The following is a 25747-nucleotide window of genomic DNA, read 5'->3' as shown; positions in this document are numbered from 1 at the left end:
GGTCATCCTTCCTGCGGTGCGTCCGGGCCCAAGGCGCCCTGGGCGGCGATGAGTTGGTCGATGGAGCGGTCGACCACGGCGGGCCGTGGCCGGCCGCGGGCCGCCGACTGGGCGGCGAACCGCAGGGTCTTGGGCAGCTCGCCCCAGGCCGCCGTCGCGGCCGCGGCCCGCTCGGGGTGCAGGGCGCCGTCGGTGACCGCGAAGGCAAGTCGGTAGGTGTGATGGCGGGCGGCGGCCCACAGGTCGTCGGCGTACCTGGCCAGCGCCTCGGGGTGGCTGCGGAAGACGGCCGCGACGTGCCTCAGGGAGGCGGTCAGTTCATGGCTCCATGTGCCGGGGCCCGGATCGGCCGCCGCAGCCGTCGCGGGCTGCCGGACGAGCCAGCGGTGGGGGCCCGCGGGCACCGGGATCTGCCGGCCGAGCGCAAGCCGGTCGCGGCGGGCCACCTCGGGCGGCGGGTCCTGCGCGAGGGTGAGCGCCGCGGCCAGCTCGTCGTCGGTGAGCCAGCCGAGATACGGCTCCTGCTCGCCGTGCGGAGTGAGGGCGGTGAAGTGGTCGGCCACGAGCCAGCGGCCGTCACGGTGTTCGCGCAGGAGCAGCCAGTGCGGCGCGTCGGCCTGGCCGTAACCGGGCGCCCAGGGCAGTTGGCGGACGCTGCCGACGGCAAGGACCCTTCCGTCGCGGCCGAGTCGGTCAAGGAGCGCGGTACGGGCCGCGGGCCAGTCGGGCGCGCTCCGGTAGGCCAGTTCACGGCCTTCCGGTGTGCGGTCGACGCGGGGGTGATGCGAGAAGGCCAGCTCACCGTCGGGAAGGTCGAGGCGTACGGCGAGGCGCACGGACTCGGCGAGCCGGCGCCGCACGTCGGGCACGTCGGGGGCGAGATGGGCGAGCAGATTGGTGGTGTAGCAGCTGAGGTCCGGCAGGGTGGCCGGGGCACCGGTCAGGAACACGAGGTCTCCAGAACGCCGCGCGGGGAGGCGCCGCCGATTGGGTCGGTGGGGGCGCCCGCGGTGGGGGCGCCGACGGTGTGGGTGCCGACGGTGTTGGTGCCCGCGACGGATCCGGGCGCGGTGGACGCCGCGTGGCCGTTCGTGACACCCGGCGCGGTGAAGGCACAGCTCAGCGGGGTGCGGGAGCGCCCGCGCAGGCTGACCCAGGTGAAGTCGTCCCACCGCCCGTGGCGTACCCCCGGAGGGATGTCGATCGCCCAGGGCCGCCCGGACAGGCCGGTGCCCGCTGCTTTGACGCAGGCCTCCTGCGCGGTCCACACCCAGGCGAGTTCGGCCGCGCGGCGCCCCTCGGGGAGCGGCAGCACATGAGGGAGGTGCTCGCCCATGCAGCGGCGCAGGAGGGCCTCGGGCGCGGTGTCGGGCGGCAGTTGTACGTCGACGCCGACCTTGCGGTCGGGGGCGACCGCGACGGCGATGGCGTCACCGTCGTGGGAGATGCTGATGCCCGTGTCCGGGTGCCCGTCGAGTACGGGCCTGCCGTGCGCGTCGGCGGTCACCACCGCGTCGGCGAGTTCGGGCAGGGTGGCGCGCAGCAGATGGCGCAGCAGGGCCCGGCTGGCGAGGAACTCCTCGACCCGCCACTGCGGCGGCCCGGCGGCCGGCACCCGGTCCAGCGGGTGCGGCGGTGCGGCGGCCCAGCGGCGCCGACGGTCGCCGGCTACCCACACCTTCGGGGCCACCTGCGTCATCAGGTAGGTCATGAGCGCAACTCCTTCAGCACCTTGTCCGCGTGGTCGGCGACCGCACCCAGGACCAGTTCGGTGACCCCGCCGCCGATGCCGAACACGGCGGCCTCGCTGCGGGTCTGCTGCACGCCGCCGCGGCGGAACCCGTCGGCGCCCTGCAGCTGGGCGCAGGCCGCGAGGACGGGCTCGGCGGTGAGCGCCGCCGCCGACTTGAGCAGCGCGGCCGCGGCGAGGTCGTGATGGCGTACGACGCGTTCGCCGAGGCTGTCGCAGAGCGCCCGCAACTGGCGTACCTGCACGAGGCAGTCGGCGAACCGCCGGCGCACCGACGCGTCCTGCCACAGCGGCCGTCCGTCGACCTCACGCAGAGCGAGGCGCACCTTGGTGTCGCTGAGGACCCGGGCGGTGAGCGCCACCGCCCACAGCGCGCCCGCGAGCCGTTCCGTGCCCATGTGCTGCGCGAAGCTCAGCATGCCGCGGCCCGGCCTGCCCACGATGTGCCCCGGGGGCAGCCGCACCCCGGTGAACCGGACGTGCCCCACGCCGCCGCCGGTCAGCAGATGGCTGTCGGCGGCCTCGACCTCCACCCCCGGCGCACCGGCCGGAACCAGCACCCACGTGAAGCTGCTGAAGTGCCGGCCCGCCTTGTGCCGGGCGAGGACGAGGAAGTGGTCGGCCGCGCACGCCGTGGTGATCCAGCGCTTGCCGCCGTCCACCACCACCTCGTCAGGGCCGATCGACACCTCGGTGCCGAGCCCGGCCAGATCGGAACCCGCGGCGGCCGCGTCGGTCGCGGCCAGCGCCAACGTCGCGTTCCCGGCGAGCACTTGGTGCAGGGCGTCGAGCACGGGGCCCGCTGCCGGTGCGGCCCCGGCGAGCACCGGCAGCGCACTGGACACCTGGACCAGAACGCTGAGCGTGACGCCGTTCTCGCCGCGGGCGTCCACCGCGCCGAGGAGCCCGGCGAGACGGCCCGGATCCGGGGTGGCGGACAGCGCCGGGGTGTAGAGGTCGCGCAGCACGCCCGCCTCGCCGAGCGCCGCCCACACCCCGGACACCGGGGCGTTGGCGGGCAGTCCGGCCAGGGCGACCGCCGTCCGTTCGCGGTGGTCCGCCACGGTGGGAGGCGGTGCGGTGGCGGACGGGGCCGTGGGAGGCGGTGCCGCGCGCGTCTCAGGCAAGGCGCACCTCCTGGTCGAGCAGGGCGAGCTTGCCGTCGACCAGGTGGAGGCGGTCGTTGCTGTAGTTCAGGGCGGCCGAGCGCAGATCGCGCAGGCTGTGCTCAAGGCGGGTGGGCGAGTCCTTCAGGTAGCCGTGCCGCATGCCGACGGCCTCGACCAGGCCGTCGACGGCCAGGTGGCACTCCTCGGCCGCGGTGATCTTCAGCGCGTTGAGCAGCAGCTGGATACGCGGCGGGCTGAGGTCGCCCTCGGCGGCGACGACCTGCTGGGCGCGGGCCAGCAGGGCGTGCACGGTGTCGAGCCGCTGCCGGGCCCGGGAAAGCCGGGTGAGCAGCAGTTCCGAGTCGAGGTCGACACGGCCCCGGCTCTGCGGGCCGCGCAGCAGCTTCACGACCCGCGACAGGGCGCCCGCCGCGGTGCCGAGCCAGCAGGCCGACCAGCCCAGGTGCGCCATCGGCCCGAACACGGCGGTCACCATGTTCCGGAAGTCACCGTGTTTCCCGACCACTTGATGGCCGGGCACGGTGCCTTTCAGGCGCAGGGCCACGCTGTGGCTGGCGCGCATACCGAGCGGCTGCCAGTCGCCCGACCGCTCGACGGTGAGCTGCTCGCGGTGGGCGTACACCAGCGACACCTGGTTCGGCGACGTCGACTCCGGGCTCTGCATGGTGACCAGAAACCCGTCGGCGTACTCACCGCCGGTGACGATCGGCGCGAACCGGTCGAGGACGAGGCGGCCGTCCTCGCTGCCGAGCGCGGAGGCGGAGCTGAGCAGATGGCCGCCCTTGCCCGCCTCGGTGGTCACCGACGCCAGGTAACGGCGGCCCGCGGCGATCTCGGGCAGCAGCTCGTCACGGAGCCGCTCGTCGCCGTAGCGCACAAGGGCCGCCACCTGCTGGCAGTGCATCGCGAAGATCATCGCTACGGACATATCGACCCGGCCGAGCGCGATGCTCGCGGTCACCACGTCGTCGGTGTCACCGCCGAGCCCGCCATGGCCGGTGGGAACGAGCAGTCCCAGCAGCCCGGTCCGGCGCATCTCGGCCAGCGCCTCGACGGGGAACGACGCGTCACGGTCGGTACGGGCCACGTGCTCGGCCGCGACGGCGGCGACCTGGTCGGTGCGCTGCGCGAGTACGGCGGCGGTGAGCTGACCCGGCGGCGCGGCCGGGTGCGTCGGCTCCGATGGTGCGGCCGGGTGCGAGGGCTCCGGTTGTGCCGGGGCGAGCGTGGGCGCGGTCATGCGGCCAGCTCCTGGGTGCCGCCGCCCGGCTGCTGGGCGTCGATCGCCGCGCTCACCACGGCCCAGAGGCTGCCGGCGGTGGCGAAGGTCTCGTCGTTCATGTCGTCGTCCGGCAGGGTCACGCCGAAGGTGTCCTCGACGGCGAAGAGCAGCTCGATGGCCTGCATCGAGTCGAGGCCGAGATCCCGCAGCGACGAGTCGGCGGTGACTTCCTGGTCGCCGAGGAACTTCAGGAACGGGGTGAGCAGTTCGGTGAGACGGGGGTCGATACGGGCATCCATCACTTCACTCCAAGGGTCGCGGCGGGGGCTGGGGCGGTGGCGGGCACGGGGGCGGGTCCGGTGGTGCGGTCGTGGTGCGGACGGCTCCGGGGCCGGGGCTCCGGGGCCGGTGCGGGCAGGTGCCCGGCGGGGCGGCGCTCGAAGGCCAGACGCGTGACATCGGGCGCGGCGCCGGGCCGGTCGCCGTCGATCACGGCCTCCGCGGGCAGCGGGTGGCCGAGGAAGGCGACGAGGCTGGCGCTGAGTCCGTAGGCGCCGACGTTGGGCACGGCGACCAGATCGCCGGGGCGGAGCGCGGGCAGTCGCGCGGAGCGCGCCCAGGTGTCGAGGGGCGTACAAAGCGGTCCGGCGACCAGGGCGTTGAGCTCCACCTGCCGGTCGGAAGCGTCAGGGCCGGAACCGTCGGGACCGGAACCGTCAGGGCCGGAACCCGCCACCAAGTGCGGATTGAGTGCCGGAAGGCGGCGCAGGCCCGACATGCCGCCGAGGTGGTTGATGCCGGACTCCAGGACGACCACGTCCTTGCCGTGCGACCGCTTCACGTCCAGGACGGCCGAAAGGAGAACACCCGCGGTGCCCACCAGATAGCGGCCCGACTCGAAGACCACCTGCGGCACGTCGTCCCCGGGGCGCCCGGACGGGCTCGCGGCCGCAGGGGTCAACTCCCTTGCCAGGGCGACCAGTTCCTCGTCCAGAAGCGCGGTCAGCTTGGGCCGCAGCCCTGACAGGTCGATCCGTTCGCCCGCCGTGGCGAAGGGCGCGCCGAAGCCGCCGCCCAGATCCAGGACACGGATGCGCACGCCGTGACCCGCGAGCGCCGCCGCGAGGGTACGGGCTGTCCGAAGCGAGCGGGCGAACTGGCCGACCAGCGCGTCCACATCGCCGAGGTTGGTGCCCATGTACAGGTGCAGGCCCATGACTTCGGCGTGCGCACGGCTCGCGAACCGTTCCGGCTCGTCGAGGACCCAGCGGGTGTCGGCCCCGAACTGCGAGGCCACACCGGTCATCGCCAGGCCCTGCCCCGGCACCGGCTGGTCGTCGTTGATCCGCAGCAGACACCGGGCGGTCGCACCGAGGCCGCCCGCGCGCCGGTCCAGCTGCTCGATCGCGTAGGCGGAGTCCACGGAGAAGAGCCGCACACCACGGCGCAGCGCGTCGTCGATCTCCTCGTCCCGCTTGCCGGGCCCGGAGTACAGCACGTCCGCGGCCGGCCAGCCCGCGCCGAGCGCCGCGTCCAGCTCGCCCGTCGAGCACACCTCGGGCAGCGCCCCGCGCTCGCGCAGGACCTTCAGGACCGCCGGGTGCGCATTGGCCTTCAAGGAGTAGTAGAGACCGGCGCCTGCGGGCAGCGCGTCGCTCAACGCCGCGTGATTGCGGCGCACTTCGGCCACGTCGTAGACGTACGCCGGAGTCGGCACCGACGACAGGACCTCGGGCGCCACCGGCAGGGCGGGCGGCACGGCGGGGGTGGGCGGCACGGTGTGCGCGGGCGGCACGGTGTGCGTGGGCGGCACGGCTCCGGTGCGCGGCAGCGCGTTACTGGGCTCGGACACGGTCCGCCTCCTGGGCCATCGCGGCGAGCGCCTTGCGGTCGACCTTGCCGTTGCCGGTCAGCGGCAGCGCGTCGACGACCAGACAGCGCCGGGGGATCTTGAACTCCTCGATCTGCTCCCGCATGCCCACCAGGACATCGGCGGACGGCACGTCGCCGACCGTGAACAGCAGGGCGGGCGTGCCGTCCTGCGGTGCCAGGACCGCGGCCTGGCCGACCCCCGGCACACGCCGGGCCGCGGCCTCGACCTCGGTGGCGCTGACGCGGAAGCCGTTCTCCTTGTAGATGTCGTCGCGGCGTCCGTCGAAGTACAGGAAGCCCTCCTCGTCGACCCAGCCGTAGTCGCCGGTGTGCAGCTGCGGGAACAGGCCTTCGGCGCGGTGGAAGCGCTGCGCGGTGAGTTCGGGGCGGCGCCAGTAGCCGGACATCACATGCGGGCCGCGCACCACGATCTCGCCGATCTCGCCGGGCGGCCTGCGGCGGCCCTCGTCGTCGACGACGAACACCTCGGTGCCGGGCAGCGCGACACCGCTGGAACCCGGCCGGGTCAGATCACCGTCGGGCGGCATGATCGTGGCGCGCTTGCACTCGGTCAGGCCGAACATCAGCTGCACCGAAAGGCCGGGCAGCGCCGTGCGCAGCGCCTGCAGGGTCTCGGCCGGCATCGCCGCACCGGTGTTGGTGAGCAGCCGCAGCGGAGGCTTGTCCGCGCGGGCCCTGCGCAGCAGCCGGGCAAGGGCGTCCGCCACCGCCGGGACCGCGGCGAGCACGGTGGCCCCTGCGCGGACGAGGTTGCCGAGCAGCGCGGGGCCCACCTCGGCCGGCCGGCCCAGCCACAGCCGCCCGCCCGCCGAAGTCGCCAGGAACAGCTGGTAGAGGCCGTAGTCGAAGGAGAGCGGCAGCGGGCTGTAGACGACGTCGTCCCGGCGGTAGCCGAGCACCGACTGAATCGCCCCTACGGCGAAGGTGAGCTGCTGGTGGGTGGTGACGACGGCCTTCGGCAGCGACGTGGTGCCCGAGGTGTAGATCAGGCACACGGGGTCCACGGCAAGGGGGCCGTTCTGCGGCGCCGCGGGCGCGGGCCCGTCGGCGAAGGCGAGGGCCGCCACCGCCGCGACGTTCGCGGTCCTGATGCCCCGGCGCTGCGCCGCGGCCTGCGAGTCGGGGTCGTCGGTGACGAGCAGCGCGGGCTCGCAGTCGTCGAGTACGTGGTCCAGTTGGATGCCGCGCACCTGCTCGTGCAGCAGCGAGAAGGCCACTCCGGCGCGCGAGGCCGCGTACACGAGCGCGGGCAGCGCGACATGGCCGGGCGCGCAGATCACCAGACGGTCACCGCGGCGCAGTCCGCCGGCGGTCAGCCAGGCGGCCAGCCTGCACGATGCGGCGTCCAGTTCGCGGTAGTCGAGGGTGTGCTGGCCGCTGGTCACCGCGGGCCGCTCCGGGTGGCTCCCGGCGGCCCGGTCAAGGAGCTCGTGCAGCAGCGTGGGTTGGGTGGACATCAGTTCCCTCCGGTGCGGGCGACGGTGCGGGCGTCGTCGGCGGCGGCCGTTGCGGTGGCTGCCTGGGCGCGCAGGACGATGCGGCAGATGCCGTCGACGTGGTGCAGGTTCTCCGGGACGAGGTCGTCCGCGGCGAACTCCAGGGACAGCTCGCGTTCGAGGCGCTCGACGATCTCCACCACGCGGAACGAGGTGAAGCCGGGTACGTCCGCGAGCTCACGGCCGTCGAGCAGGGCTGCGGGGTCGGCCTTGAGGACCGCGCCCGCGGCCGCCGCGACATGTCCCCTGAGGGCGTCGGCCGCCGGGGCCTGCGGGACGGTGGCGCCCGCCTCCGGTGCGCGGGCCGCCGGTGCGGGGCCGGCCCCCGTCGCCGCGCCGAACACCTCGACGTCACCGCGCAGTTGTGCGGCCAGGCGCGCGGTCAGGTCCCGCGCCTCCGGGCGGCCCCGCTCGACCCGCCGGTAGCCCAGGTAGACGGCCTCGGCCAGGGACTCCCACGCCTGCACATGTGCCTCCGCGCCGTCGGGCAGCGCGCCGTGCTCCGCGAGGAAGCGGGCGTGCAGCCTGCGGGAGCGGGCCAGGAGCCAGGTCTCCAGGGTGAGCCGGTCGAGGGCGGCGACCCGGTCCTCGTGCCCGGCGTACGCCGCGACGTACCGGTCCCGCACCTCCTCGTCCGCGAAGTCGAGTTGACTCGTGCCGGTGGCAGCAGGGCGCGTGCCGGGTGTGAGCGTGACGACCAGTGCGCCCGCGGGTACGGCGGCCGCGAGCTCGGCCCCGCTCAGGACCCGGCGTACCGGCCGTGCGCTGCCCCAGGGGGTTTCGTTGTGATAGCCGTCGACCACGATGCCGCTGCCGTCGCCGTCGCCGTCGCCGTCGTCGCCGTCGCCGTCGTCGATCGGTTCGAGCAGGAAGCTGTGGTCCATGTGCCGCTGTCCGAAGTACGGCACCCACGGCAGGTGGTAGGCGTCGGCCACCACATAGCGGCCCTCGGCCGGGGCGATCGGCTCGCCCGCCGCGGCCGTACGGTGCTCGCCGGCCGTGAGGCCGAGTGCGCGGGCGGCGCGCTCCAGCTGGACGGCCGCGGGCTCCTCCACCGTGGGCAGGCCGCCGGGGCCGGGCACGGGACGGAAGCGCAGGGCGGCACCCAGGTGCAGGTGGGCGCCGGGCCCGTGCAGGCGGTCCGCGAGGAGCGCCAGGTTGACCTGGACGCAGTCGAAGATGCGGCAGTCCACCGAGCCGGTCGAGCCGGTGTCCGGGTCGAGGATGCGGCAGTCCACCGAGCCGGTCGAGCCGGTGTCCGCCGTGACGTCAGCGGCCATGTCCCGCTCCGGCGCCCGCGAGCTGTTCCACCCGGTCAAGGCCGCCCATGGCCAGGCGCAGCGCCCCCGGGTCCGGCGCCTCGTTGGCCAGCTCGCCGTCCATCAGCTGCTGGTAGGCGCCCAGGTCGAGATAGCCGTGGCCGCTGACGCACACGACGACGCCCTTCTCCGCGCGCAGCACACCGCTGTTGGCCTCGGCGCCCCGCCCCGCCAGGCTCGCCGCCGCGGCGAGCGCGTGCCCCGACTCCGGTGCGGGCAGCACCATTTCGCCGCGCGTGAAGATCCGGCCCGCGTCGAGCGCCTCGACCTGACCGACGGCCGTGGCCGCGATCTCGTCGCGGTGCCGCATCGCGGACAGCACCTTGGCGGCGCCGTGGAAGCGCAGCCCGGCCGAGTGCGAGTCAGGGATCGGATAGGAGCTGCCGATGGTGTACATCGCCTCCATCGGCCCGGTGCCGGTGGCGTCCGTACGGTCGTACGCGTACGTGCCCCGGGTGAGCTTGGGAGTTGTACTGGACTCGGCGGCGACCAGGAGCGGCGGCTCGGCGCCCCGCTCGGCCGCGGCCGCGAAGAACGGCAGGGCGATCCCGCCGAAGTTGGAACCCGCGCCCACACAGCCCACGACCGCGTCGAACTCCGCGTCCAGGGCGGCGAGTTGGTCGGCGGCCTCCAGGCCGATCACGGACTGGTGCAGGATGCTGTACGTCTCGCCGCTGCCGATGCAGAACGCCGCGCCCTCGGTGCGGGCGGCGTACTCCACGGCCTCGCCGATCGCCAGGGACAGGCTGTTGACCCCGGCCTCCGACTGCCGGGCGACCTCGGTCAGGTTGGTGGGGCTGGCGTGCACGGTGGCGCCGAGGGTGCGCATCAGGGTGCCCCGGTAGGGCTTGCGGCGCAGGCTGCCGCCCACCATGAAGATCGTGCACTTCATGCCGAACAGCGCGCACGCCGCGGCCAGGGCGGTGCCCCACTGTCCGGCGCCGGTGCCGCTCACCAGCTCCTTCACGCCGGCCCGCGCGTAGTAATAGGCCTGCGCGAGCGCGGTGTTGAGCTTGTGGCTGCCGGAGATGTTGCCGCCCTCGTACTTCACGTAGATCGGCACCCGCGCGCCGACCGCGCGCTCGAAGCCCTTCGCCCGCCACAGCGGGGTCGGCCGGAACGACCGGTAGGCGTCCACGACTTCGGCCGGGATGTCCCAGTACTCCTTCTGCTGCACGCTCTGACGCACCAGCTGCAGGGGCAGATTGACCTGCACACCGCCGCCGGCCGCGGTCTGCGGGGAGTGGTCGGGCGGCAGCGGCTCGGACAGATGCGGCAGGACGCTGCGCCAGCGGGCGGGCGGCTCGGGGTGGCTCATCGGGACGCCTCCGCACCGGCGAGGACGGTCTCGATCAGATCGTGCACGGTCTGGAAGCTGCGGCCGACGAACAGGTCGTCGGGCAGGACGATGTCGAGCTCGTCCTCCAGGCGCACCAGCATGCCCACGAAACCAAGGGAGTTGACCCGCAGGATCTCCCCGTTGAGGGGCTCGTGGTCGTCGATGCCGGACGGCTGCAGGGACAGCCGGGACTCGGCGATGACCACGCGCTTGACGCACTCGGTGACCGCGGCTCGGTCAAGGCCGGTGATCATGTGTTCCTCCATGGAAGGTCGGGGTCAGGACTGGTGGGCGGGGACGGAACTGCGCAGCGTGCCGTGCGCCTCGACGACCCAGCTGTGGGTGACGAGGGCGCCGAGCGTGACCGGGCCCCGCACATGCATGCGCCCGGTGCTGATGGAGATCTCGGAGCCGAGCCCGAGCGTGGGCCCGTCGTGCAGGCGCAGGGAGCCGTTGACGACGATCGCGGCGGCGTCCACGCGGCGGGTGAACTCCTCGGCCACGGCCGGGTCGGCGGCCAGGACGCCCTCGGTGTGCGCGGAGCCGTGCCGACGGATGTGCGCGACCGCCTCGTCCAGGCCCTCGACCGGGTACACGCCGATGGTGGCGTCGAGGAACTCACGGCCGAAGTCGTGCTCCTTGAGGTCCTCGATCCGCCACGGACCGCCCTCGCCATCGCTCCCGCCCTCGCTCCCGCTGTCGGGCCGGGAGCTGTGCCCGCCTTCGGGCCGGGGCACCCGCGGGTCGAGGCGCACGGTCACCTGGCGGTCGTCGCGCTCGGCGGCGGCGATCACCTCGGCGACGAAGGCGGGCGCCACGTCCGCGTCGACGAGCATCAGCTCGGCGGTGTTGCAGGCCGTCGGCTCCGGCAGCTTGCTGTCGAGGGCGACCTCGGCCGCGAGCGTCAGATCGGCGCTGCGGTGCACATAGACGTGGTTGACGCCGCCACCGCTGGCGATCACCGGGATCGAGCTGGCGCTGCGGCAGTAGTCGATCAGGGAGGGGCTGCCGCGCGGCACCAGGACGTCGATGGCGTCGGGCCGCTTGAGCAGCGCGCGCAGCTGGGCGCGGTCCGGGTCGTCGAGGACGGTGACCAGGTGCGCCGGGAGACCGGCGGCCTCCAGGGCCTCGCGCGCCACAGCGGCCAGGGCCGCGTTGGTACGGGCGATCTCCTTGCCGCCGCGCAGCAGCACCGCGTTGCCGACGGCGACGGGCAGCAGGGCGCCCTCCACCGTCACGGTGGGCCTGGCCTCGTACACCATGAACACCACGCCGAGCGGCTTGGGCGCACGGCGTCGCACACCCCAGCCCGCGATCGGAACGCCGGGCCCTGGCCTGGTCACTTCGTCGAGTTCACCGAGCACGGTGGCGGTGAGGTGCCGCAGCTGGCCGAGGTGGGCGTCGGTCAGCCGGAGCCGGTCGAGCAGCACCGGCGACAGGCCGCGCTGCTCGGCCCGGGCGACGTCGTCGGCGTTGGCCTTCAGGACCGTCGGCCAGTGGTCGGCGAGGCGGTCGGCGAGCTCACGGCAGTAGCGTGCGTACGCCGGGTCGCCGGTCGGGGGAGCGGCCGCCACGGCGGCGCGGGCAGCGGTGAGTATGTCGAGCGTGTCTTCGGACATGGGTCTCCTACCACATGAACTGGCCGCCGTCGACGATCAGTTTCTGACCGGTGACGTAGCCGCTGAGCGGGCCGACGAGGTACTCCAGGGCGTCGGCGATGTCTTCGGTGGAACCGATGCGTCGTTGCGGGATCTCGGACAGCACGGCGGCGCGGTGCTGGGGTTCGTCGAGGCGGAACCGGGTGATGAGTTCCTCGGTCTCGGTCATGCCGGGGATCAGGCAGTTGACCCGGATCGTGGGCGCCAGCTCGAGGGCGAGGCACTTGGTGAGCTGGAGCAGTCCCGCCTTGGCCGCGGCGTAGTTGACGCCGTTGGCGCGGGGGCGGATGCCGGTGGTGGCACCGATGTTGACGACCGTGCCGGCGCCCGCGGCGAGCATGGCCGGGGCGAGCGCCTGGGTGAGGTGGAAGGGCCCGGACAGATTGGTGTCCAGGACGCGCTGCCAGTCGGACTCGGAGAGGTCGAGGAAGGGCCGGTCGATGTTGATGCCGGCGTTGTTCACCAGGACCTGCGGGGTGCCGTGCGCGTCGAGGATCTCCCGGGCCGCCCGCCGCACCGAGCCGGGGTCACCGACATCCGCACGGACCGGGATCAGCCCGTGCTCGTCGGCCGCCGCCCGCGCCGCGTCCTTGTCGGCGCGGTAGAGGGCGACGGTGCGGTGCCCGAGCCGGACGAGCCGTCGCGACAGAGCGAGCCCGATACCGCGGGTGCCGCCGGTGACGACGGCGAGAGGGCCTTCCATGGGTGCGGCGGTCATGGCGCGTTCTCCTGGGGTACGTCGTCGGGGAGCCGGGCCAGGAACGCGTCCACATGCCCGAGCAGCGTCGGCTGGTGTGCGGGGTCGAACACCTCGAAGTGCCCGCAGTCCAGGTCGCGTACGGTCAGCCGGTCCGCCAACTCGCCCCAGTGCGCCACCTGTTGGTCACGGCGTTCGCCCGCGCAGGCGACCAGGAGCGTCGGGGCGGCGGAGCGGACCCGGGTGCGGTGCGCGGCACTCGCGGTGATGTGGGCATGGGCCGTGTCCCGGGCCCTGTCGCTGTCACTGCCGCCGCCCAGGGAGCTGACGGACCGTTCGACGGCGGTCAGGAGATCGGCCCGGACTCCGTCGCCGACGGACTCGCGGGCGGCGAAGCTGTCGATGAGGACGAGGGCGGGTGCCGGTCCGTCCTCGGCGAGCCGCGCCGCCAGCTCCCAGGCCAGGACGCCGCCGAGCGACCAGCCGACGAGCAGCCGCGGCCGCTGCGGCAGTCCGGTGATCAGCCGCAGATAGTCGCGGGTCATGTCCGCGACGCTGTCCTGCGGTTCCTCACCGGGCAGCAGTCCGGCGGCGCGGATGCCGTGCACGGTGCCGTGCCGGGCGAGCCGGCCGGCCAGGGCCAGATACTGGCCGAGCCCTCCGCCCGCCGGGTGGATCAGCACCCCGGGCAGCGGTCCCGGCCGCTGGGCGAGCGGGATCAGGAGCGACGTGTCGAGCGAGGAGGCCGTCATCGGGCACCCCCACGAGCCTCGTCGATCATCACGGCCTGGGCGCGGACGGTCGGGTCGCGGAAGAAGTCGAGGATCGGGATCTGCACGCCGTAGCGCTCCTCGATGGTGGCGCGCGCGGTCATCACGTTCAGGGAGTGCGCGCCGAGCGCGAGCAGCGAGCCGTCGAGGGGCACGTCGGTCCGGCCGAGCAGGCCCCGCCACAGGTCGAGGAGCCACGCTTCGAGCGGATCGCCGCTCGCGGTCACCGCACCGGTGTCGGAGGCGGCCTCCTCGCGGATCGCCCGCTCCGCCTCCTTGAGGAGGGCGGTACGGTCCACCTTGCCGTTACGGGTGGTGGGCACGGCGGCCACGGCGAAGACGCGGGTGGGCACCATGTAGCCGGGGAGAGCGGTGGCCACGTGTCGGCGGATGCCTTCGGACCCGGCGGCCGAACCGTCGGGCTCGGGCCCGGTCTCCGCACTGTGCTCCGGCCCCGCACTGTGCTCCGGCCCCGCACCGTGCTCGGGCCCCGCACCGTGCTCGGGCCCCGCACTGTGCTCCGGTACGTAGAACAGCACCAGTTGTCGCTCCGCCCCGTCCCCGCGCACGGCGGCCACCGCGAGGCGTACGCCGGGGTGTCCGGCGGCCACCGTCTCCAGCTCGCCCAGCTCCACCCGGTAGCCGCGGATCTTGACCTGGTCGTCGTCACGGCCGAGGAAGACCAGATCGCCCCGCTCGTCGCGCAGGACCTGGTCGCCGGTGCGGTACATCCGGGCGCCGGTCCCCTCGCCGCGCGGGTCGGGCAGGAAGCGTTCCGCGGTGCGCTCGGGGTCGTCGACATAGCCGCGCGCCGGGCAGACCCCGCCGAGATACAGCTCACCGGGCACCCCGCTCGGCGCGAGATGGCCCGTGGCGTCCAGGACATGGGCGTGCACGCCGGTGACCGGGCGGCCGATGGGGACATGCGCGGGCCACGACGCGGCGTCGGCGGTGAGCCGGTGCGTGGTGACGGCATGGGTCTCGGTGGGGCCGTAGAGATTGACCAGCCGCAGATGCGGGCGCTCGGCGAAGAAGCGCCGGATGCCGTCGTCGAGCAGCAGCTGCTCGCCGGATACGCATACATAGCGCAGGCCGGGCAGTTGGTCCCCCGCGTCGTGCGCGGCCCGCGTGAACGGACGCAGCGCGGCGACCGGCAGATAGACATGGGTGACCCGCCGCGCGCCGATCCGGGCGACGACGGCCGGCTGGTCCCTGCGGTCGGCCGGTTCGCGCGAGACCACGGTGCCGCCCGCGGCGAGCGTGGGCAGGATCTCCTGGAACGACACGTCGAAGCCGAGCGGCGCGTACTGCAGGAAGCGGGTGTCCTCGCCCATCTCCAGGGCGTCGGTCTGCCAGGCGGTGAGATTCACCAGCGGGCCCTCGGTCATCAGGACGCCCTTGGGGCGGCCGGTGGAGCCGGAGGTGAACATCACGTACACACCGTCGTCGTCCCCCGGCGGACCGGCGTCGTGACCGAACTCGCCGTCAATGGCGCTGAGTTGACCGGGCGACAGCACCTCGGCGCCGTCGACCTCACCCGTGCCGATCACCAGTCGGCAGCCGGCCTTGGCGGTCATATAGGCAAGGCGCTCGCCCGGCAGGCTCAGGTCCAGGGGCAGGAAGACGGCACGCCGGGCGAGCAGCGCCAGGATCGCCACCACGGTGTCGACCAGGGACGCCGTGGTCAGTCCGACGACCGTGCCGGGACCGACGCCGCGCCGCGCGAGTCCGGCCGCGGCGTCGCGCACCAGGGCGTCGAGTTCGCCGTACGACACCGAGCGGCCGTCCTCCTCGACGGCCACGGCCTCCGGCCGCCGGGCCGCGGTGGCGTTCAGCCAGGCGCGCAGACCGGACCCCTGCGGCTGCTGCCAATGGCCGTCGGTGGCGCGGGACTCGGGGAGCGAGGCATCGTCGAAGAGTGAGCGCAGGGGCGTGTCCGGATGCTCCACGACGCGGCGCAGCACACCGGTCAGCGAGTCCACGAGACCGTCGACCACCGGCGCGGGCAGCAGCTCACGGTCGTGCTCGAGGTCGAGGAGCCAGCCGTCCGGTGTGGGCGTGACACCCAGCCAGAGGTCGAACTTGGCGGTGCCGTTGCCGTGTTCGCGCACCGCGCGCACGGGCTCTCCCGGCTCACCGCCGGTGGTGTCCTGCATGGCGAGCATGCAGGAGAAGACGGGGTTGCGGTTGGTGGTGCGGTCCGGCTCCACAAGGCGCACGACACGGTCGAAGGAGACGGCGGCGCCCGCCTTCACCCGGTCCGCCTCGCGCTGCACGCCCTCCTTGGCGAACGTGTCGAAGCGCTGCTCCCAGGGGACGTCGACGACCAGCGGCAGGGTGTTGACGAAGAAGCCGCACAGATCGAAGGAGCCCAGGGTGCGGCGGGCCACCACCGGACTGCCGAAGACCACCGCGTCGTTCGCCGAGTGCCGGGCGAGGACGGCCGCGTAGACGGCGGAGAAGAACACGAACGGGCTGACGCCGAGCGCGGCGCAGGTGGCGTCCACGGCCTTGGACCGGGCGGCGGAGAGCCGGATCTGCCGGCGCGCACCCAGGAACCGGGTGGTCGCGGGACGGCCGGGGCGCGGGTACAGCACGGTCGCGGGTGTCGCGCGCAGCCGCTCGGCGATCCCGGCGGCCGTCTGCTCGACGTTCTCGCCGTCGGCGGCGGCCAGCTGTGCCGCCAACTCCTTGTGCAGCGCACGCTCGCGGGCGGCCCGCAGAGCGTCTACGTCGAGTTCACCGCGTACGGCCGAGGTGAGGTCACGGACGAACTGGCGCAGCGAGAAACCGTCGAAGACGAGATGGTGCACACAGAGCAGCAGCGCCGCACGGCCCGCAGGGTCGGCGCGGTCGGTGCCGTCGGCGTCTTCGGTGCGCAGGAGTACCGCCCGCAGCAGCGGAGCCTCGGCCAAGTCGAAGGCGGTGTCGCCGAGTTCGGAGAGCAGCCGGTCGCGTTCCGCGTCGAAGTCCGCGGCGGTCGTGGCGACACCGCGCAGCGGGACCGCGGCCGCGGGCACGTCCCGCAGTACGGCGTGCGGGGCGGCGCCCTCCTGAACGGCCAGACGCAGCGCGGGCTGCACGGCGAGAACCGCGGTGAGGGCCGCGGCGACGGTGCCGGGCTCCAGGGCCGGGTCGAGTTCGAGTTCGGCCACGACGTTGTAGAGATGCGGCACGGGCACCGTGCGGTGCACGACGAGCAGGCCCTGCTGGGCGGCGGTCAGCGGCAGGGTGTCGAGCTGCGGCGCGACGGTCATCGGACGCTCTCCGCTGACTCCGCTGACTCCACCGACTCCACCGACTCCACCGACTCCGCCGACTGCGCCGAGGTGAGCAGACCGCGCAGCCACTGCTGCAGATCCGCGACGGTACGGACGGCGGCGAGACCCGTGGGGTCGATCTCGTGGTCCGGATCGGGAATCAGCTCGCCGGCGATCCGCAGCACGGAAAGGGAGTCGAGGCCGACCTCGGCCAGCAGAGAGGTCTCCACGAACGGCACGCGTATGTGCTTTCTGATGACCGGAACGATGTCCCTGGCGGTCGTTTCGTCCGAACGGCTCATTACGCAGAATCTCCTCGGGCAGCGGTCACTCTTGATGACGCCCGACGGATGATTCAGTAATGGCGGAAGAGCGGTCAACGGCCGAATTACCGGGCCATCAATGAAGTTGATGATGGCCGGTAAGGGACATTCGGCGACGCCGATGGGGCCCATCGAGAAAAGGAATTCGCGGCGCCGGGAAAGGGAAAAGGGAGGCCGGATTCCGGCCTCCCTTGTGCGGCTGACGCGGGCCGCAACTCGCAGCCCGCCCCCCCCGTCAGTTGGTGCTGGTGCTGGTGCTGGTGTTCGTGTCAGCGCCGGTGCGCTCGTCCTCGAAGACCTCCGCGAGCGCGCCCGGGGTGACCACCCGCAGGAACGGCACGATGGTGACGGCGGCCGCCGCGGCGAACAGCAGGAACGCGGTGCGCATGCCGAGCCATTCGGCGAGCAGGCCCATCAGGCCCGCACCGATGGGCAGGGCGCCCCAACTGAAGAGCCGGCTCACCGAGTTGAACCGCCCGAGCATGTCATCGGGCACCAGACGCTGCCCGATCGTGCGGGCGTTGACCGTCCACACCGTGCCGCCCATGCCGCCCGCGAAGGCCGCGGCCGTGACGGCCCAGAGGCTGGTGGTGAGGGCGGGCACGGCCATCATCGCGAAGGTGCCGACGAGGTCGGCGAACATCACCCAGCGGCGGCCGAAGGTCCGGTTCAGCCAGGTGACCGCGACGGCGCCGGCCAGACCGCCGATGCCCAGGGCGCTCAGGACCGTGCCGTACTCACGCGACGTGAGGCCCATGGTCTGGGTGGCGAACAGCGGCATCAGCGCGAGCCACGCGCCCCAGCAGGCGCACAGGCCGGTCAGGATCAGGGCCATGGTGCGCAGCAGCCGCTGCTGCCAGAGATAGCGCAGGCCGCCGGTGATCTGCTTGTTGACGGTCTCGGGCGCGCGCTGCTCCCCGGCGGCGGTCTGCTGCCGCGCGGCCCGGAAACGTCCGGTGAGCAGCACCAGGACGAGCGCGGCGGCGAGATAGGACACCCAGGTCACACCGAGGGCGACACTCGCGCCCGCGGCGAGCAGGAGGCCGCCGACGAAGGGGCCGCAGAACTCGTTGCAGACCGTCTCGGCGCCGGTGATCCAGGCGTTGGCGCGTTCGCGCCCGGCCGGCGGGACCACGGCCGGGATCAGGGCGGAGGCCGCGGTCAGGGCGATCACCTCGGCGACACCGAGGACGGCGCCGACGGCGAAGAGGACGGCGGTGGTGATGCCGTCGGAGAGGGCGATCTGGATCAGCGCGCCGACCGCGAGCAGCCGCAGCGCGTTGGCCCCCCACAGCAGCCGGCGGCGGTCGACGCGGTCGACCAGGACACCGACGTGCAGGGCGACGAGGAGCCAGGGCAGCGACAGGCTGAGCGATACGGCGGCGACCTGGGCGGGGGAGCCGGAGGCTTGAGCGGCGAGCAGCGGCAGTACGACCTTGGTGACACCGTCCGCGAGGTTGGTGACCGCGGTGAAGACCAGCAGGACCACGGTGTTACGGGTGCCGCGCGCGGCCTGCGCCGTCGTGGCCGGTTTCGTCATCGCCGGCGGGGGCGCGGGCAGAGGGTCGAGCACCTCCGCGGGCGCTCCCGCAGACGCCCCCGCAGGCGCTTCCGCGGTCTTCACGGCGTGGTCGCTCATCAAGTTCCCCTAACCGTCTAACGGCTTTACTGGTGAGGTCGAGAGCCTGAGTCTGACACGGACGGAGTGCATCTGGCTACCCGGCAAAACGCTTAGCCGGTTACTTCGGGTGTAGGGTGGGAGGCAGTGGGAGGCATACGAGGAGGTGGCTCATGATCGACGCCCCGGTTTCGGCCCAGCTGGTGGAGGCCTTCGCCAACACGGTCGACGTGGAGCTCGGCACCGACGACCTGGACACGGCGAAGAAGCTCTCCGACTGGCTGACGGGCCGAGGACTCCTCGACCGGGGCCGCCGCGTGAGCGCCGATGACCACGCCCTTGCCCTGCGCCTGCGTGCGGGCATCCGTGAGGAGCTGGGGGCCAATGTCGGGGACACCGCAGAGCCGGGACAGCTCGTCGGCGCCGACGAGGCGCTGCGCGAGCTGCCCGTGTTCGTCACGGTCCGCGGCGGCGACCGGCACAGCGCCCTGACACCCGACCCGGAACTCCCGCCGGTCAGACACGCCCTGGCCGGGGTCGCCATCGCCTGGAGCGACCTGGTCGTCACCGGCGACGCCGCCCGCCTCAAGCGCTGCGCCGAGCACGCCTGCGCCTGGGTCTTCTGGGACGTGTCCAAGAACCGCAGCCGCCGCTGGTGCTCGATGCGTGTCTGCGGCAACAGGAACAAGGCCAGAAGGTACGCCGCGAAGCAGACGGCGACCACGGGGGCCGGGGTACCCCGGCCGTAGCGGCGCGGACGCCTCACCGCTCACGGTGCCGTGACGGGCAGCAGGCGCGCCATCAGCTGGGCAGCCCGCCGTACGGCCTCGCCCTGTCGCAGTGCGTGCGGGGGGCACCGGAGTTCCCTGCGGTCTCAGCGCGCCGTGACCGGCAGCAGGTGCGCCACCAGTTCCGCCGCACGCCGTACCGTCTCGCCCCGCAGCAGCGCGTAATGGTCCGCGGGCAGCCGTACGACGTCGAGGTCGCCGGTGAACTGCCGCCGCCAGCGGGCCACTTCGGCCTCGCTCAGGCCGGCGGCCACGAGGAGCGTCGGGGTGTCGACCACGGCCGCCCGCTTGTAGGCGGCCATCGCGGCCACATGGCGGGCGTGCAGCGCGTACCGGGCGTGCAGGGCCTCCGCGCGCGTCTCGCCCGCGGTGGCACGAAGGAGCGCGGTCAGCAGATCGATCCCGCGGCCGGTCCGGCGTCCCGGGCGCAGTACGTCGGGCGCTCCGGCCGCCGGGGCCGCGGCGCGCAGCACATCGCGCGCGAAGGCACCCAGGTCTCCCACGTCGGCGGCGGTGAAGTCCCCGGGGACGGGGGAGTCGAGCAGGACGAGTGGCGGGCACGGAAGGCCGCGCGTCTCGATCCGGGCCGCCATCGCATGGGCGAGCAGCCCGCCCATGGACCAGCCGCCGAGGACGTCGGGCAGCCGCCCCGCGGCGAGCAGCGGAGCAAGATACCGCTCCGCCAGCTCCTCGACGGACGTCTCGCCCGTGCCGTCGTCCTCGCTGACGGTCACCCGCCAGCCGGACGGCAGCGCGTCGGCCAGCTCGCGGTAGGGGATCCGGCCCACGCCCGCGCCGTGCACCAGGTGCAGATGCGGACCGTCCGCATCACCCTCGCGCAACACGGCGGGCCCGGCGGGCCCGGCAGCACGGGCAACTTCCGCCGCTTCCGCCGCTTCCGCCGCTCCCGGCGCCCCGGGACCGGCCGGGGCGAGCAGCTGCGCCATCCGCCGCGGCGTCGGCTCGTCAAGCCACTCCGGTACGTCCAGCTCACGGCCCGTCCGCTCCTCGACCAGGGCCACGAGTTCCAGGACCTGCAGGGAGTGCCCGCCGAGTTCGAAGAAGTCGTCGCCGGTGTCAACGGCCTTGCCGAGCACCTGCTCCCAGTCGGCGAGCAGACCGGCCGCGGAACCGGCCGCGGACCCGGCCACCGACATCGCATGGGGCGCATCCGCAAGGGACGCCACCGCCTCGGGCGCCAGCGGCCCAGGTGCGGCAGCAGCCGTCGCCGACGCCACCCCGGCCACCGCCCGCGACGCGACCCGCAGGCCGCCCACGGACCCGCCCGGTCCGGCCGAGCCGAGGAGTACCTCCTCGATGTCACGTACGAAGGCGCGCACCGTGTCCGGCCTCAACTGCCCGGTGTCGTACTCGATTTCAAGGACCGTGTCCTTGCCGTCCCTGCCGTCCCTGCCGTCCTCACCGTCCTCGAAGACTCCGATCAGGAGCTGGCAGCGGGCGCTGGTCGACGGCGTGGGCAGCAGCTGCGCGGGGCGGCCGCCGAGCGAGAGCCCGGAGCCGATCCCGCCGTGATGGGTGATCAGGACGGGCGGTGTCGAGCCGAGCGCGGCACGGTCGCCGGCCGGCAGCTCCGCGAACACCTCGGGAAAGCCCACGTGCTGGTACGGCAGGCTCTCCCACAGGCCGTCCCGCGCGCGGCCGACGACGGCGTCGAAGGGCTCGTCGTCCGTGACGGTGTCCGCGAGCAGCACGGTGTTGGCGCAGTAGCCGATACGCCGCTGGTCGGCCAGGCTCATCCGGTTGGCGACGACGACACCGAGCGCGGTGCGTCCCCCGGCCCCGCCGCGCGCGAGCACGGTGCGCACCGCGGCCAGTTGCACCGCGAACGGGGTGCACCCCACCCGCTGCGCGATACCGGCCACGGCCGTCTGCGCGGCAGGGGACAGCCGGTGCCGAAGCCCGGCACCGGACGAACCGGTGGGCGAAGCGGTCGAGGCGCCCGTGGGCGTACCGGCGGACGCATCAGTGCCCGAACGCGGCCCCGGCCCACCGTCCGGCAGCAGCGCCGCCGCCCGCGCCCCGCGCAGCCTGCTGGTCCAGAACTCCCGCTCGGCGTCGGCCTTCGGCCCGCTCCGCTCCGCCACGCCGAACTCCCCGTACGGCACGGCAGGTTCGGTGAAGACCCGGTCGGCACTCACGTCGGGGCCGTGCTCACGTACGGCCTCGTAGGCGGTCCGCAGATCGTCCATCACGAGCTGCAGCGCCCAGCCGTCGAGCACCGAGTGGTGCACGGTGACCAGGAGTTCGTCGACCGGCCCGACGCCGATCTGCGTGAGCCGGGCCAGCGGCGCGGACTCCAGGTCGAAAGGCAGCGCGTGCAGACGTGCGGCCACCTCGTCGAGCAGGGCATCGGGTGCGGTGCCCGCGGGCGCGGCCGACCAGACGACCTCCTGCACATCGGCCTCGGCCGCCGGGCGGATGATCTGCACGATCTGCTCGCCCCTGCGGGCGAACCCGGTCCGCAGCGCCTCGTGCCGGTCCACGACGAGCTGCCACGCCGCGGCCAGGACCACGGGGTCGAGCTTGGTCACCCGCAGCCGCCAGGTGAGGTTGTAGACGTCCTTGTGTTCCGCGCGGTGCTGAATCCACCACAGCGCTTCCTGAGCGGGCGAACTGGGGAGTTCCACGGGTGCCGGGGTCATGACGTGGAAGGGTCACCGCCGAGTCTCCTGTCCCGCAAATCGCGAATTCAATTTCTCTATGGGACGCGCCCGGCGGGGCAGTTGAGGGCGCCGGCCGCCTTGACGGAATTCGCCCCCGTACAAATAGCATCCTGAGTAATTGCGAGCCCCCTTGGCATGGCATGGCATGCCTTTCCTTTCGGAGGACCCGACACGATGACCGCCGCCGACAGGACCACGACAGGAACCGGGACCACGGCAGGGGCCGGGACCGAGGCCCGGACCGGGAGCGAGACCGGGGCCGGGACCGGGAGCGAGACCGGGGCCGGGACCGGGGCCCGGACCATGTACGACTGGTTCGCCGCCTCCGTGGCCGAGTTCGGCGACGCCCGCACCGCCCTCGAAGTCGCCGGGGACCACCTCGGCTACGCCGAACTCGACGCGACCGCACAGCGCATCGCGGCCGAACTCATCGGCGTACACGGCGAGGTGCCCACGCGGGTCGGTCTGCTCGCGGCCCGCAGTACGGCCGCCTACGCCGGATATCTGGCCGTACAGCGGCTCGGCGCCACCGTCGTCCCGCTCAACCCGGGCTTCCCGCCGCAGCGCAACGCGGCCATCGCCCGCCGGGCAGGCCTGGATCTGGTGATCGCCGAGGAGCGCGCGCCCGGACGCACCGAACTCCCCGTCCCTGTCCTGCTGTTGACGGACGAGCGGATGACGTCCCTGCGTACAGGACCGGTGCCGGAGCTGCCGGAGTCCACGGCGGGGCCCGACGACCTCGCGTACATCCTGTTCACCTCAGGCTCGACCGGACAGCCCAAGGGCGTGCCCATCGCCCACCGCAACGTCTCGGCCTACCTGGGCCATGTCATCCCCCGCTACGAACTGGGTCCGGACGCCCGGGTCTCGCAGACCTTCGACCTGACCTTCGACCCGTCCGTGTACGACATGTTCGCGGCCTGGGGCTCCGGGGCGACGCTCGTCGTACCCGGGCAGCGTGATCTGCTCTCACCGGTGCGGTTCGTCGGCCGGCAGCGCATCACGCACTGGAACTCGGTGCCGTCGATCGCGTCCATCGCCCTGCGCCTGCGGGCCCTGAAGCCCGGCAGCATGCCGACCCTGCGCTGGAGCCTGTTCTGCGGCGAGGCGCTGACGGTGCCGCACGCCGAGGCGTGGAGCGCCGCCGCGCCCGCCGCAACCCTGGAGAACATCTACGGCCCCACCGAAATGACGGTCACCTGGACGGAGTTCAGGCTTCCGCGGCGCCGCGACGACTGGCCGGAGACGGCCAACGGCACGGTGCCCATCGGTACGCCCTACCCGGGCCAAGAACACCTCGTCATCGACGAGGACGGCCGCCCCGCCGACGAGGGCGAGCTGTGCGTGCGCGGCACGCAGCGCTTCCCCGGATACTTGGACCCGGCCGACAACACCGACAGATTCGTCACCTTCGACGGCACGCGCACGACACCGTACGACGGCGCGCGGCCGCTGACAGCCGACCACTGGTACCGCACCGGGGACCGCGTGACGACGGCCGAAGGACAACTCGTCCACCTGGGCCGTCTCGACCACCAGCTGAAGATCCGCGGCTACCGCGTCGAACTCGGCGAAGTCGAATCGGCCCTCCTCGCCCAGGACGGCGTGAGCGAGGCCGTGGTGGTGGCGGTGCCGGACGCGGGCGGCGAGACCACCCTCGAAGCGTTCTGCACCGGCCAAGTCCCGGACACGGAAGCCCTGTTGACCGCCTTGCGCGAACGCCTCCCCGCCTACATGGTGCCGAACGGCATCACGACACTGACCGCCCTGCCCCTCAACCCGAACGGCAAGATCGACCGCCGGGCCCTCACCACACGGTTGTCCGCACCGGAGGGCGACTCGCGGGGGCGTGCGGCCTGAGCGGTGGACGCGGGTGTTGTCACCGACCGGAGGGCCCGGTGGGCCGTGTCAGTCGGCGACACCAGGACCGCTACGTCTACGCAGTCTCCAGGCCGCGGAGGCGGCCCTTCAACTCACCTGTCACCTCAGGACAGTTGACGGCCCGCGCCCAGGCGCCAAGTTGCCCGTCGCAGGCATGAGGAAGGCCCCCTCCCACCCGAAGGCGAGCGGGGCACAATCTATGTGGCCGACCTCCTGTTCGCGCTAGTCGTCGATCGGGACGCCGAACTTTCCGTACCTCTGCACCGTCGGCTCGGGCGCTTCGGCATCCCGCCACTCGCGGAGGTCGGTCGCATCGTTGGGAGGCAGGTACCCATCGACGGCTTCTCCGGTTCTCAGCGCTTCGGCTGTGTAGTGCATCAGGGCAGTGAGTGACGCCCACATCGGATCCGTTGTGATGCCCGTGGGCGAGCCCTCCTTGTCGTGGGCGTGGACACGACTGTCCGTGGACTCTCCCGCGTTCAGGTAGAGCACGCCTCCGGCGCCGTCGGCTGCGAAGGGCACGTACTCAGGGAAGATGTGCAACCAAGAGTCACTGATGGAGTTGAAGTGCCACTGATCCCTGAGTACGTCCTGGAGAAGTCTCCGCTGTTCTCCGTCGCTGCCCGAGGAAGTGTCCTCCGATCGGGCGCGCGGGGCACGCTGGTGCCGCTACCGCTTCAGGACCGCTACCGCTTCAAAGACCGCTACCGCTTCAAGGCCCGGTACCGCTTCAGCAGCGCGGTGAGCTTCGCGGGGTCAGCGCCGCTGTCCAGCTCTGCGACGAGATCATCCGGGCACAGCTCGTAGAGATCGCCCCACCAGCGCCGCCCCCGGTTGTCCCAGATCCGGTATCCGCCGGGCACGCCTCGGGCGACGTACCGCCGCTTCGCCATGGTCCCCCTATGCCCCGACTCACGGACCACCGCAGTCGAACACCCCGAACACCCCGAAGACCCCGAACGCCGCGCAGTCCGAATCAATCAACCGATCCACTGCGCTTGACGATTACTACGGACGGCAGCGATGAGTTTGCCCGGCTCGGAGAGTCTCACCACCGTTGTCGACAGCACAGGAGGAACGCGTGGCACAGCTGCTGAGAGTCCAGAACTTCGTCGTCTCCAGGGATGGAATCGCCGCCGGTGAGGACCAGAGCCTGGAGAACCCGTTCGGGAGCGCCGTCCGTCCCGAGCGGTTGTTCGCCTGGGCCGGCGCCACGGCGAGCTGGCCCGGGCGCACCGATCCCGGGGGCAGCCGGGGCCTCGACGACTACTTCACGCGGGACTTCTCCCACAACATCGGCGCCGAGATCATGGGCCGCAACAAGTTCGGGCCCCAGCGCGGGCCCTGGCAGGACGACAAGTGGCGCGGCTGGTGGGGGGACGAGCCCCCGTTCCACACCCCGGTGTTCGTCATGACCCACCACAAGCGTCCTTCGTTCACGCTCTCCGACACCACGTTCCACTTCGTCGAGGGTGACCCGGCCGCGGTCCTGGAGCAGGCGCGGGAGGCGGCGCAGGGCAAGGACGTCCGGCTCGGCGGCGGGGCCACCACCATCCGGAAGTTCCTCGACGCCGACCTCGTCGACACGATGCATGTCGCGGTCTCGCCGGTGGAGCTCGGGTCCGGAGTACGGCTCTGGGATTCACCCGATGAGCTGCTCGACCGGTTCCACCTGGAGGTCGTGCCCAGCCCGAGCGGCGTGACACACCATCTGCTCTGGCGAAAGTGACCGGACCTCAAGGCGGCCCCAGGAGACAGAAAAGTCGACCGGGGCCGCCTTGAGGCGGGCCGTCGGGTCGCGTCTCGGGCGGTCAGCCGGACCACGCTGCCCAGCAGATCGTCTTGCCGTCCGTGAGCTTCCCTGCGTAGGTCAGCGTGGTGGCCGTGAGGCTTGAGTCTCCGGTAGGGGGAGACGTGAG

At 73.0% G+C, this 25747-nt stretch carries 22 protein-coding genes; 3 read left to right on the top strand and 19 right to left on the bottom strand.

The genetic code is table 11. The features are described 5' to 3' along the window. Positions 1-2: 2 nt before the first annotated feature. From ACFQVC_RS34430 to ACFQVC_RS34355, 16 genes are all read right to left on the bottom strand, one after another. Positions 3-950: a hypothetical protein gene (locus ACFQVC_RS34430; RefSeq protein WP_381838082.1), complete on the bottom strand. Its 948-nt coding sequence runs from the start codon at positions 948-950 to the stop codon at positions 3-5. Next, complete coding sequence (locus ACFQVC_RS34425; RefSeq protein ID WP_381838080.1) at positions 941-1711, bottom strand: 4'-phosphopantetheinyl transferase family protein; 771 nt, start codon at positions 1709-1711, stop codon at positions 941-943. Before ACFQVC_RS34425 ends, ACFQVC_RS34430 begins: the two co-directional genes overlap by 10 nt. Then, positions 1708-2877: an acyl-CoA dehydrogenase family protein gene (locus ACFQVC_RS34420; protein WP_381838078.1), complete on the bottom strand. Its 1170-nt coding sequence runs from the start codon at positions 2875-2877 to the stop codon at positions 1708-1710. The genes ACFQVC_RS34425 and ACFQVC_RS34420 overlap by 4 nt, the downstream gene beginning before the upstream one ends. Next, positions 2870-4120, bottom strand: coding sequence for an acyl-CoA dehydrogenase family protein (locus ACFQVC_RS34415; RefSeq protein ID WP_381838076.1), 1251 nt, complete (start codon positions 4118-4120; stop codon positions 2870-2872). Before ACFQVC_RS34415 ends, ACFQVC_RS34420 begins: the two co-directional genes overlap by 8 nt. Continuing rightward, positions 4117-4401: an acyl carrier protein gene (locus ACFQVC_RS34410; protein WP_381838074.1), complete on the bottom strand. Its 285-nt coding sequence runs from the start codon at positions 4399-4401 to the stop codon at positions 4117-4119. Before ACFQVC_RS34410 ends, ACFQVC_RS34415 begins: the two co-directional genes overlap by 4 nt. Beyond that, positions 4401-5954 carry a type III PLP-dependent enzyme domain-containing protein gene (locus ACFQVC_RS34405; protein WP_381838072.1) on the bottom strand — a complete coding sequence of 518 codons (1554 nt, stop codon included), beginning with the start codon at positions 5952-5954 and terminating at the stop codon, positions 4401-4403. The genes ACFQVC_RS34410 and ACFQVC_RS34405 overlap by 1 nt, the downstream gene beginning before the upstream one ends. Then, positions 5938-7452: a class I adenylate-forming enzyme family protein gene (locus tag ACFQVC_RS34400; RefSeq protein ID WP_381838070.1), complete on the bottom strand. Its 1515-nt coding sequence runs from the start codon at positions 7450-7452 to the stop codon at positions 5938-5940. Before ACFQVC_RS34400 ends, ACFQVC_RS34405 begins: the two co-directional genes overlap by 17 nt. Then, positions 7452-8771 carry a hypothetical protein gene (locus tag ACFQVC_RS34395; protein WP_381838068.1) on the bottom strand — a complete coding sequence of 440 codons (1320 nt, stop codon included), beginning with the start codon at positions 8769-8771 and terminating at the stop codon, positions 7452-7454. Before ACFQVC_RS34395 ends, ACFQVC_RS34400 begins: the two co-directional genes overlap by 1 nt. Then, positions 8761-10128: a TrpB-like pyridoxal phosphate-dependent enzyme gene (locus ACFQVC_RS34390; protein ID WP_381838066.1), complete on the bottom strand. Its 1368-nt coding sequence runs from the start codon at positions 10126-10128 to the stop codon at positions 8761-8763. Before ACFQVC_RS34390 ends, ACFQVC_RS34395 begins: the two co-directional genes overlap by 11 nt. Continuing rightward, the gene (locus ACFQVC_RS34385; protein WP_381838064.1) at positions 10125-10403 is read right to left on the bottom strand and encodes an acyl carrier protein; all 279 of its coding nucleotides are present in this window, start codon (positions 10401-10403) and stop codon (positions 10125-10127) included. Before ACFQVC_RS34385 ends, ACFQVC_RS34390 begins: the two co-directional genes overlap by 4 nt. 24 nt (positions 10404-10427) lie before the next feature. After that, entirely contained in the window at positions 10428-11768 is a 1341-nt protein-coding gene (locus ACFQVC_RS34380; RefSeq protein WP_381838062.1) for a glutamate-5-semialdehyde dehydrogenase, read from the bottom strand. A gap of 7 nt (positions 11769-11775) precedes the next feature. Continuing rightward, entirely contained in the window at positions 11776-12525 is a 750-nt protein-coding gene (locus ACFQVC_RS34375; RefSeq protein ID WP_381838060.1) for an SDR family NAD(P)-dependent oxidoreductase, read from the bottom strand. Further along, positions 12522-13256, bottom strand: coding sequence for an alpha/beta fold hydrolase (locus ACFQVC_RS34370; RefSeq protein WP_381838058.1), 735 nt, complete (start codon positions 13254-13256; stop codon positions 12522-12524). The genes ACFQVC_RS34375 and ACFQVC_RS34370 overlap by 4 nt, the downstream gene beginning before the upstream one ends. Next, positions 13253-16531: a non-ribosomal peptide synthetase gene (locus ACFQVC_RS34365; RefSeq protein ID WP_381838056.1), complete on the bottom strand. Its 3279-nt coding sequence runs from the start codon at positions 16529-16531 to the stop codon at positions 13253-13255. Before ACFQVC_RS34365 ends, ACFQVC_RS34370 begins: the two co-directional genes overlap by 4 nt. Then, positions 16528-16836 carry a hypothetical protein gene (locus ACFQVC_RS34360; protein WP_381838054.1) on the bottom strand — a complete coding sequence of 103 codons (309 nt, stop codon included), beginning with the start codon at positions 16834-16836 and terminating at the stop codon, positions 16528-16530. The genes ACFQVC_RS34365 and ACFQVC_RS34360 overlap by 4 nt, the downstream gene beginning before the upstream one ends. 256 nt (positions 16837-17092) lie before the next feature. Then, positions 17093-18397 (bottom strand): MFS transporter, encoded by a 1305-nt coding sequence (locus ACFQVC_RS34355; RefSeq protein ID WP_381838190.1) that lies wholly within the window; start codon positions 18395-18397, stop codon positions 17093-17095. Positions 18398-18648: 251 nt separating this feature from the next. Here ACFQVC_RS34355 and ACFQVC_RS34350 point away from each other — a divergent pair, with 251 nt between their 5' ends. Further along, positions 18649-19224, top strand: a complete 576-nt coding sequence (locus ACFQVC_RS34350) for a CGNR zinc finger domain-containing protein (protein WP_381838052.1) — start codon at positions 18649-18651, stop codon at positions 19222-19224. Positions 19225-19349: 125 nt separating this feature from the next. Here ACFQVC_RS34350 and ACFQVC_RS34345 read toward each other — a convergent pair whose 3' ends face one another. After that, positions 19350-21926, bottom strand: coding sequence for a condensation domain-containing protein (locus ACFQVC_RS34345; protein ID WP_381838050.1), 2577 nt, complete (start codon positions 21924-21926; stop codon positions 19350-19352). 195 nt (positions 21927-22121) lie between these two features. On the opposite strand from ACFQVC_RS34345, the gene ACFQVC_RS34340 reads away from it, so the two are divergent. Beyond that, positions 22122-23807 (top strand): amino acid adenylation domain-containing protein, encoded by a 1686-nt coding sequence (locus tag ACFQVC_RS34340; RefSeq protein WP_381838048.1) that lies wholly within the window; start codon positions 22122-22124, stop codon positions 23805-23807. A 243-nt stretch (positions 23808-24050) separates the two neighbouring features. Here ACFQVC_RS34340 and ACFQVC_RS34335 read toward each other — a convergent pair whose 3' ends face one another. Next, positions 24051-24350 carry a hypothetical protein gene (locus tag ACFQVC_RS34335; RefSeq protein ID WP_381838046.1) on the bottom strand — a complete coding sequence of 100 codons (300 nt, stop codon included), beginning with the start codon at positions 24348-24350 and terminating at the stop codon, positions 24051-24053. 182 nt (positions 24351-24532) lie between these two features. Beyond that, positions 24533-24721, bottom strand: coding sequence for a hypothetical protein (locus tag ACFQVC_RS34330; RefSeq protein WP_381838044.1), 189 nt, complete (start codon positions 24719-24721; stop codon positions 24533-24535). A gap of 188 nt (positions 24722-24909) precedes the next feature. Between ACFQVC_RS34330 and ACFQVC_RS34325 the strand changes: the two genes are divergently transcribed. Further along, positions 24910-25557 (top strand): dihydrofolate reductase family protein, encoded by a 648-nt coding sequence (locus ACFQVC_RS34325; RefSeq protein ID WP_381838042.1) that lies wholly within the window; start codon positions 24910-24912, stop codon positions 25555-25557. Positions 25558-25747 lie beyond the last annotated feature (190 nt).

Origin of the sequence: Streptomyces monticola, from assembly GCF_042665355.1 — a bacterium.
GTDB lineage: Bacteria > Actinomycetota > Actinomycetes > Streptomycetales > Streptomycetaceae > Streptomyces > Streptomyces monticola.
The sequence above is the reverse complement of the archived record's forward strand: the minus strand, read 5'-3'. Positions and strand labels throughout refer to the sequence as shown.

Coding starts and splice junctions, on each gene's coding strand:
- ACFQVC_RS34350 (WP_381838052.1), top strand. CDS start 18,649: ATGATCGACGCCCCGGTTTCGGCCCAGCTGGTGGAGGCCTTCGCCAAC.
- ACFQVC_RS34395 (WP_381838068.1), bottom strand. CDS start 8,771: ATGGCCGCTGACGTCACGGCGGACACCGGCTCGACCGGCTCGGTGGAC.
- ACFQVC_RS34385 (WP_381838064.1), bottom strand. CDS start 10,403: ATGATCACCGGCCTTGACCGAGCCGCGGTCACCGAGTGCGTCAAGCGC.
- ACFQVC_RS34355 (WP_381838190.1), bottom strand. CDS start 18,397: ATGACGAAACCGGCCACGACGGCGCAGGCCGCGCGCGGCACCCGTAAC.
- ACFQVC_RS34330 (WP_381838044.1), bottom strand. CDS start 24,721: ATGGCGAAGCGGCGGTACGTCGCCCGAGGCGTGCCCGGCGGATACCGG.
- ACFQVC_RS34390 (WP_381838066.1), bottom strand. CDS start 10,128: ATGAGCCACCCCGAGCCGCCCGCCCGCTGGCGCAGCGTCCTGCCGCAT.
- ACFQVC_RS34380 (WP_381838062.1), bottom strand. CDS start 11,768: ATGTCCGAAGACACGCTCGACATACTCACCGCTGCCCGCGCCGCCGTG.
- ACFQVC_RS34425 (WP_381838080.1), bottom strand. CDS start 1,711: ATGACCTACCTGATGACGCAGGTGGCCCCGAAGGTGTGGGTAGCCGGC.
- ACFQVC_RS34400 (WP_381838070.1), bottom strand. CDS start 7,452: ATGTCCACCCAACCCACGCTGCTGCACGAGCTCCTTGACCGGGCCGCC.
- ACFQVC_RS34345 (WP_381838050.1), bottom strand. CDS start 21,926: ATGACCCCGGCACCCGTGGAACTCCCCAGTTCGCCCGCTCAGGAAGCG.
- ACFQVC_RS34340 (WP_381838048.1), top strand. CDS start 22,122: ATGACCGCCGCCGACAGGACCACGACAGGAACCGGGACCACGGCAGGG.
- ACFQVC_RS34365 (WP_381838056.1), bottom strand. CDS start 16,531: ATGACCGTCGCGCCGCAGCTCGACACCCTGCCGCTGACCGCCGCCCAG.
- ACFQVC_RS34375 (WP_381838060.1), bottom strand. CDS start 12,525: ATGACCGCCGCACCCATGGAAGGCCCTCTCGCCGTCGTCACCGGCGGC.
- ACFQVC_RS34360 (WP_381838054.1), bottom strand. CDS start 16,836: ATGAGCCGTTCGGACGAAACGACCGCCAGGGACATCGTTCCGGTCATC.
- ACFQVC_RS34410 (WP_381838074.1), bottom strand. CDS start 4,401: ATGGATGCCCGTATCGACCCCCGTCTCACCGAACTGCTCACCCCGTTC.
- ACFQVC_RS34415 (WP_381838076.1), bottom strand. CDS start 4,120: ATGACCGCGCCCACGCTCGCCCCGGCACAACCGGAGCCCTCGCACCCG.
- ACFQVC_RS34370 (WP_381838058.1), bottom strand. CDS start 13,256: ATGACGGCCTCCTCGCTCGACACGTCGCTCCTGATCCCGCTCGCCCAG.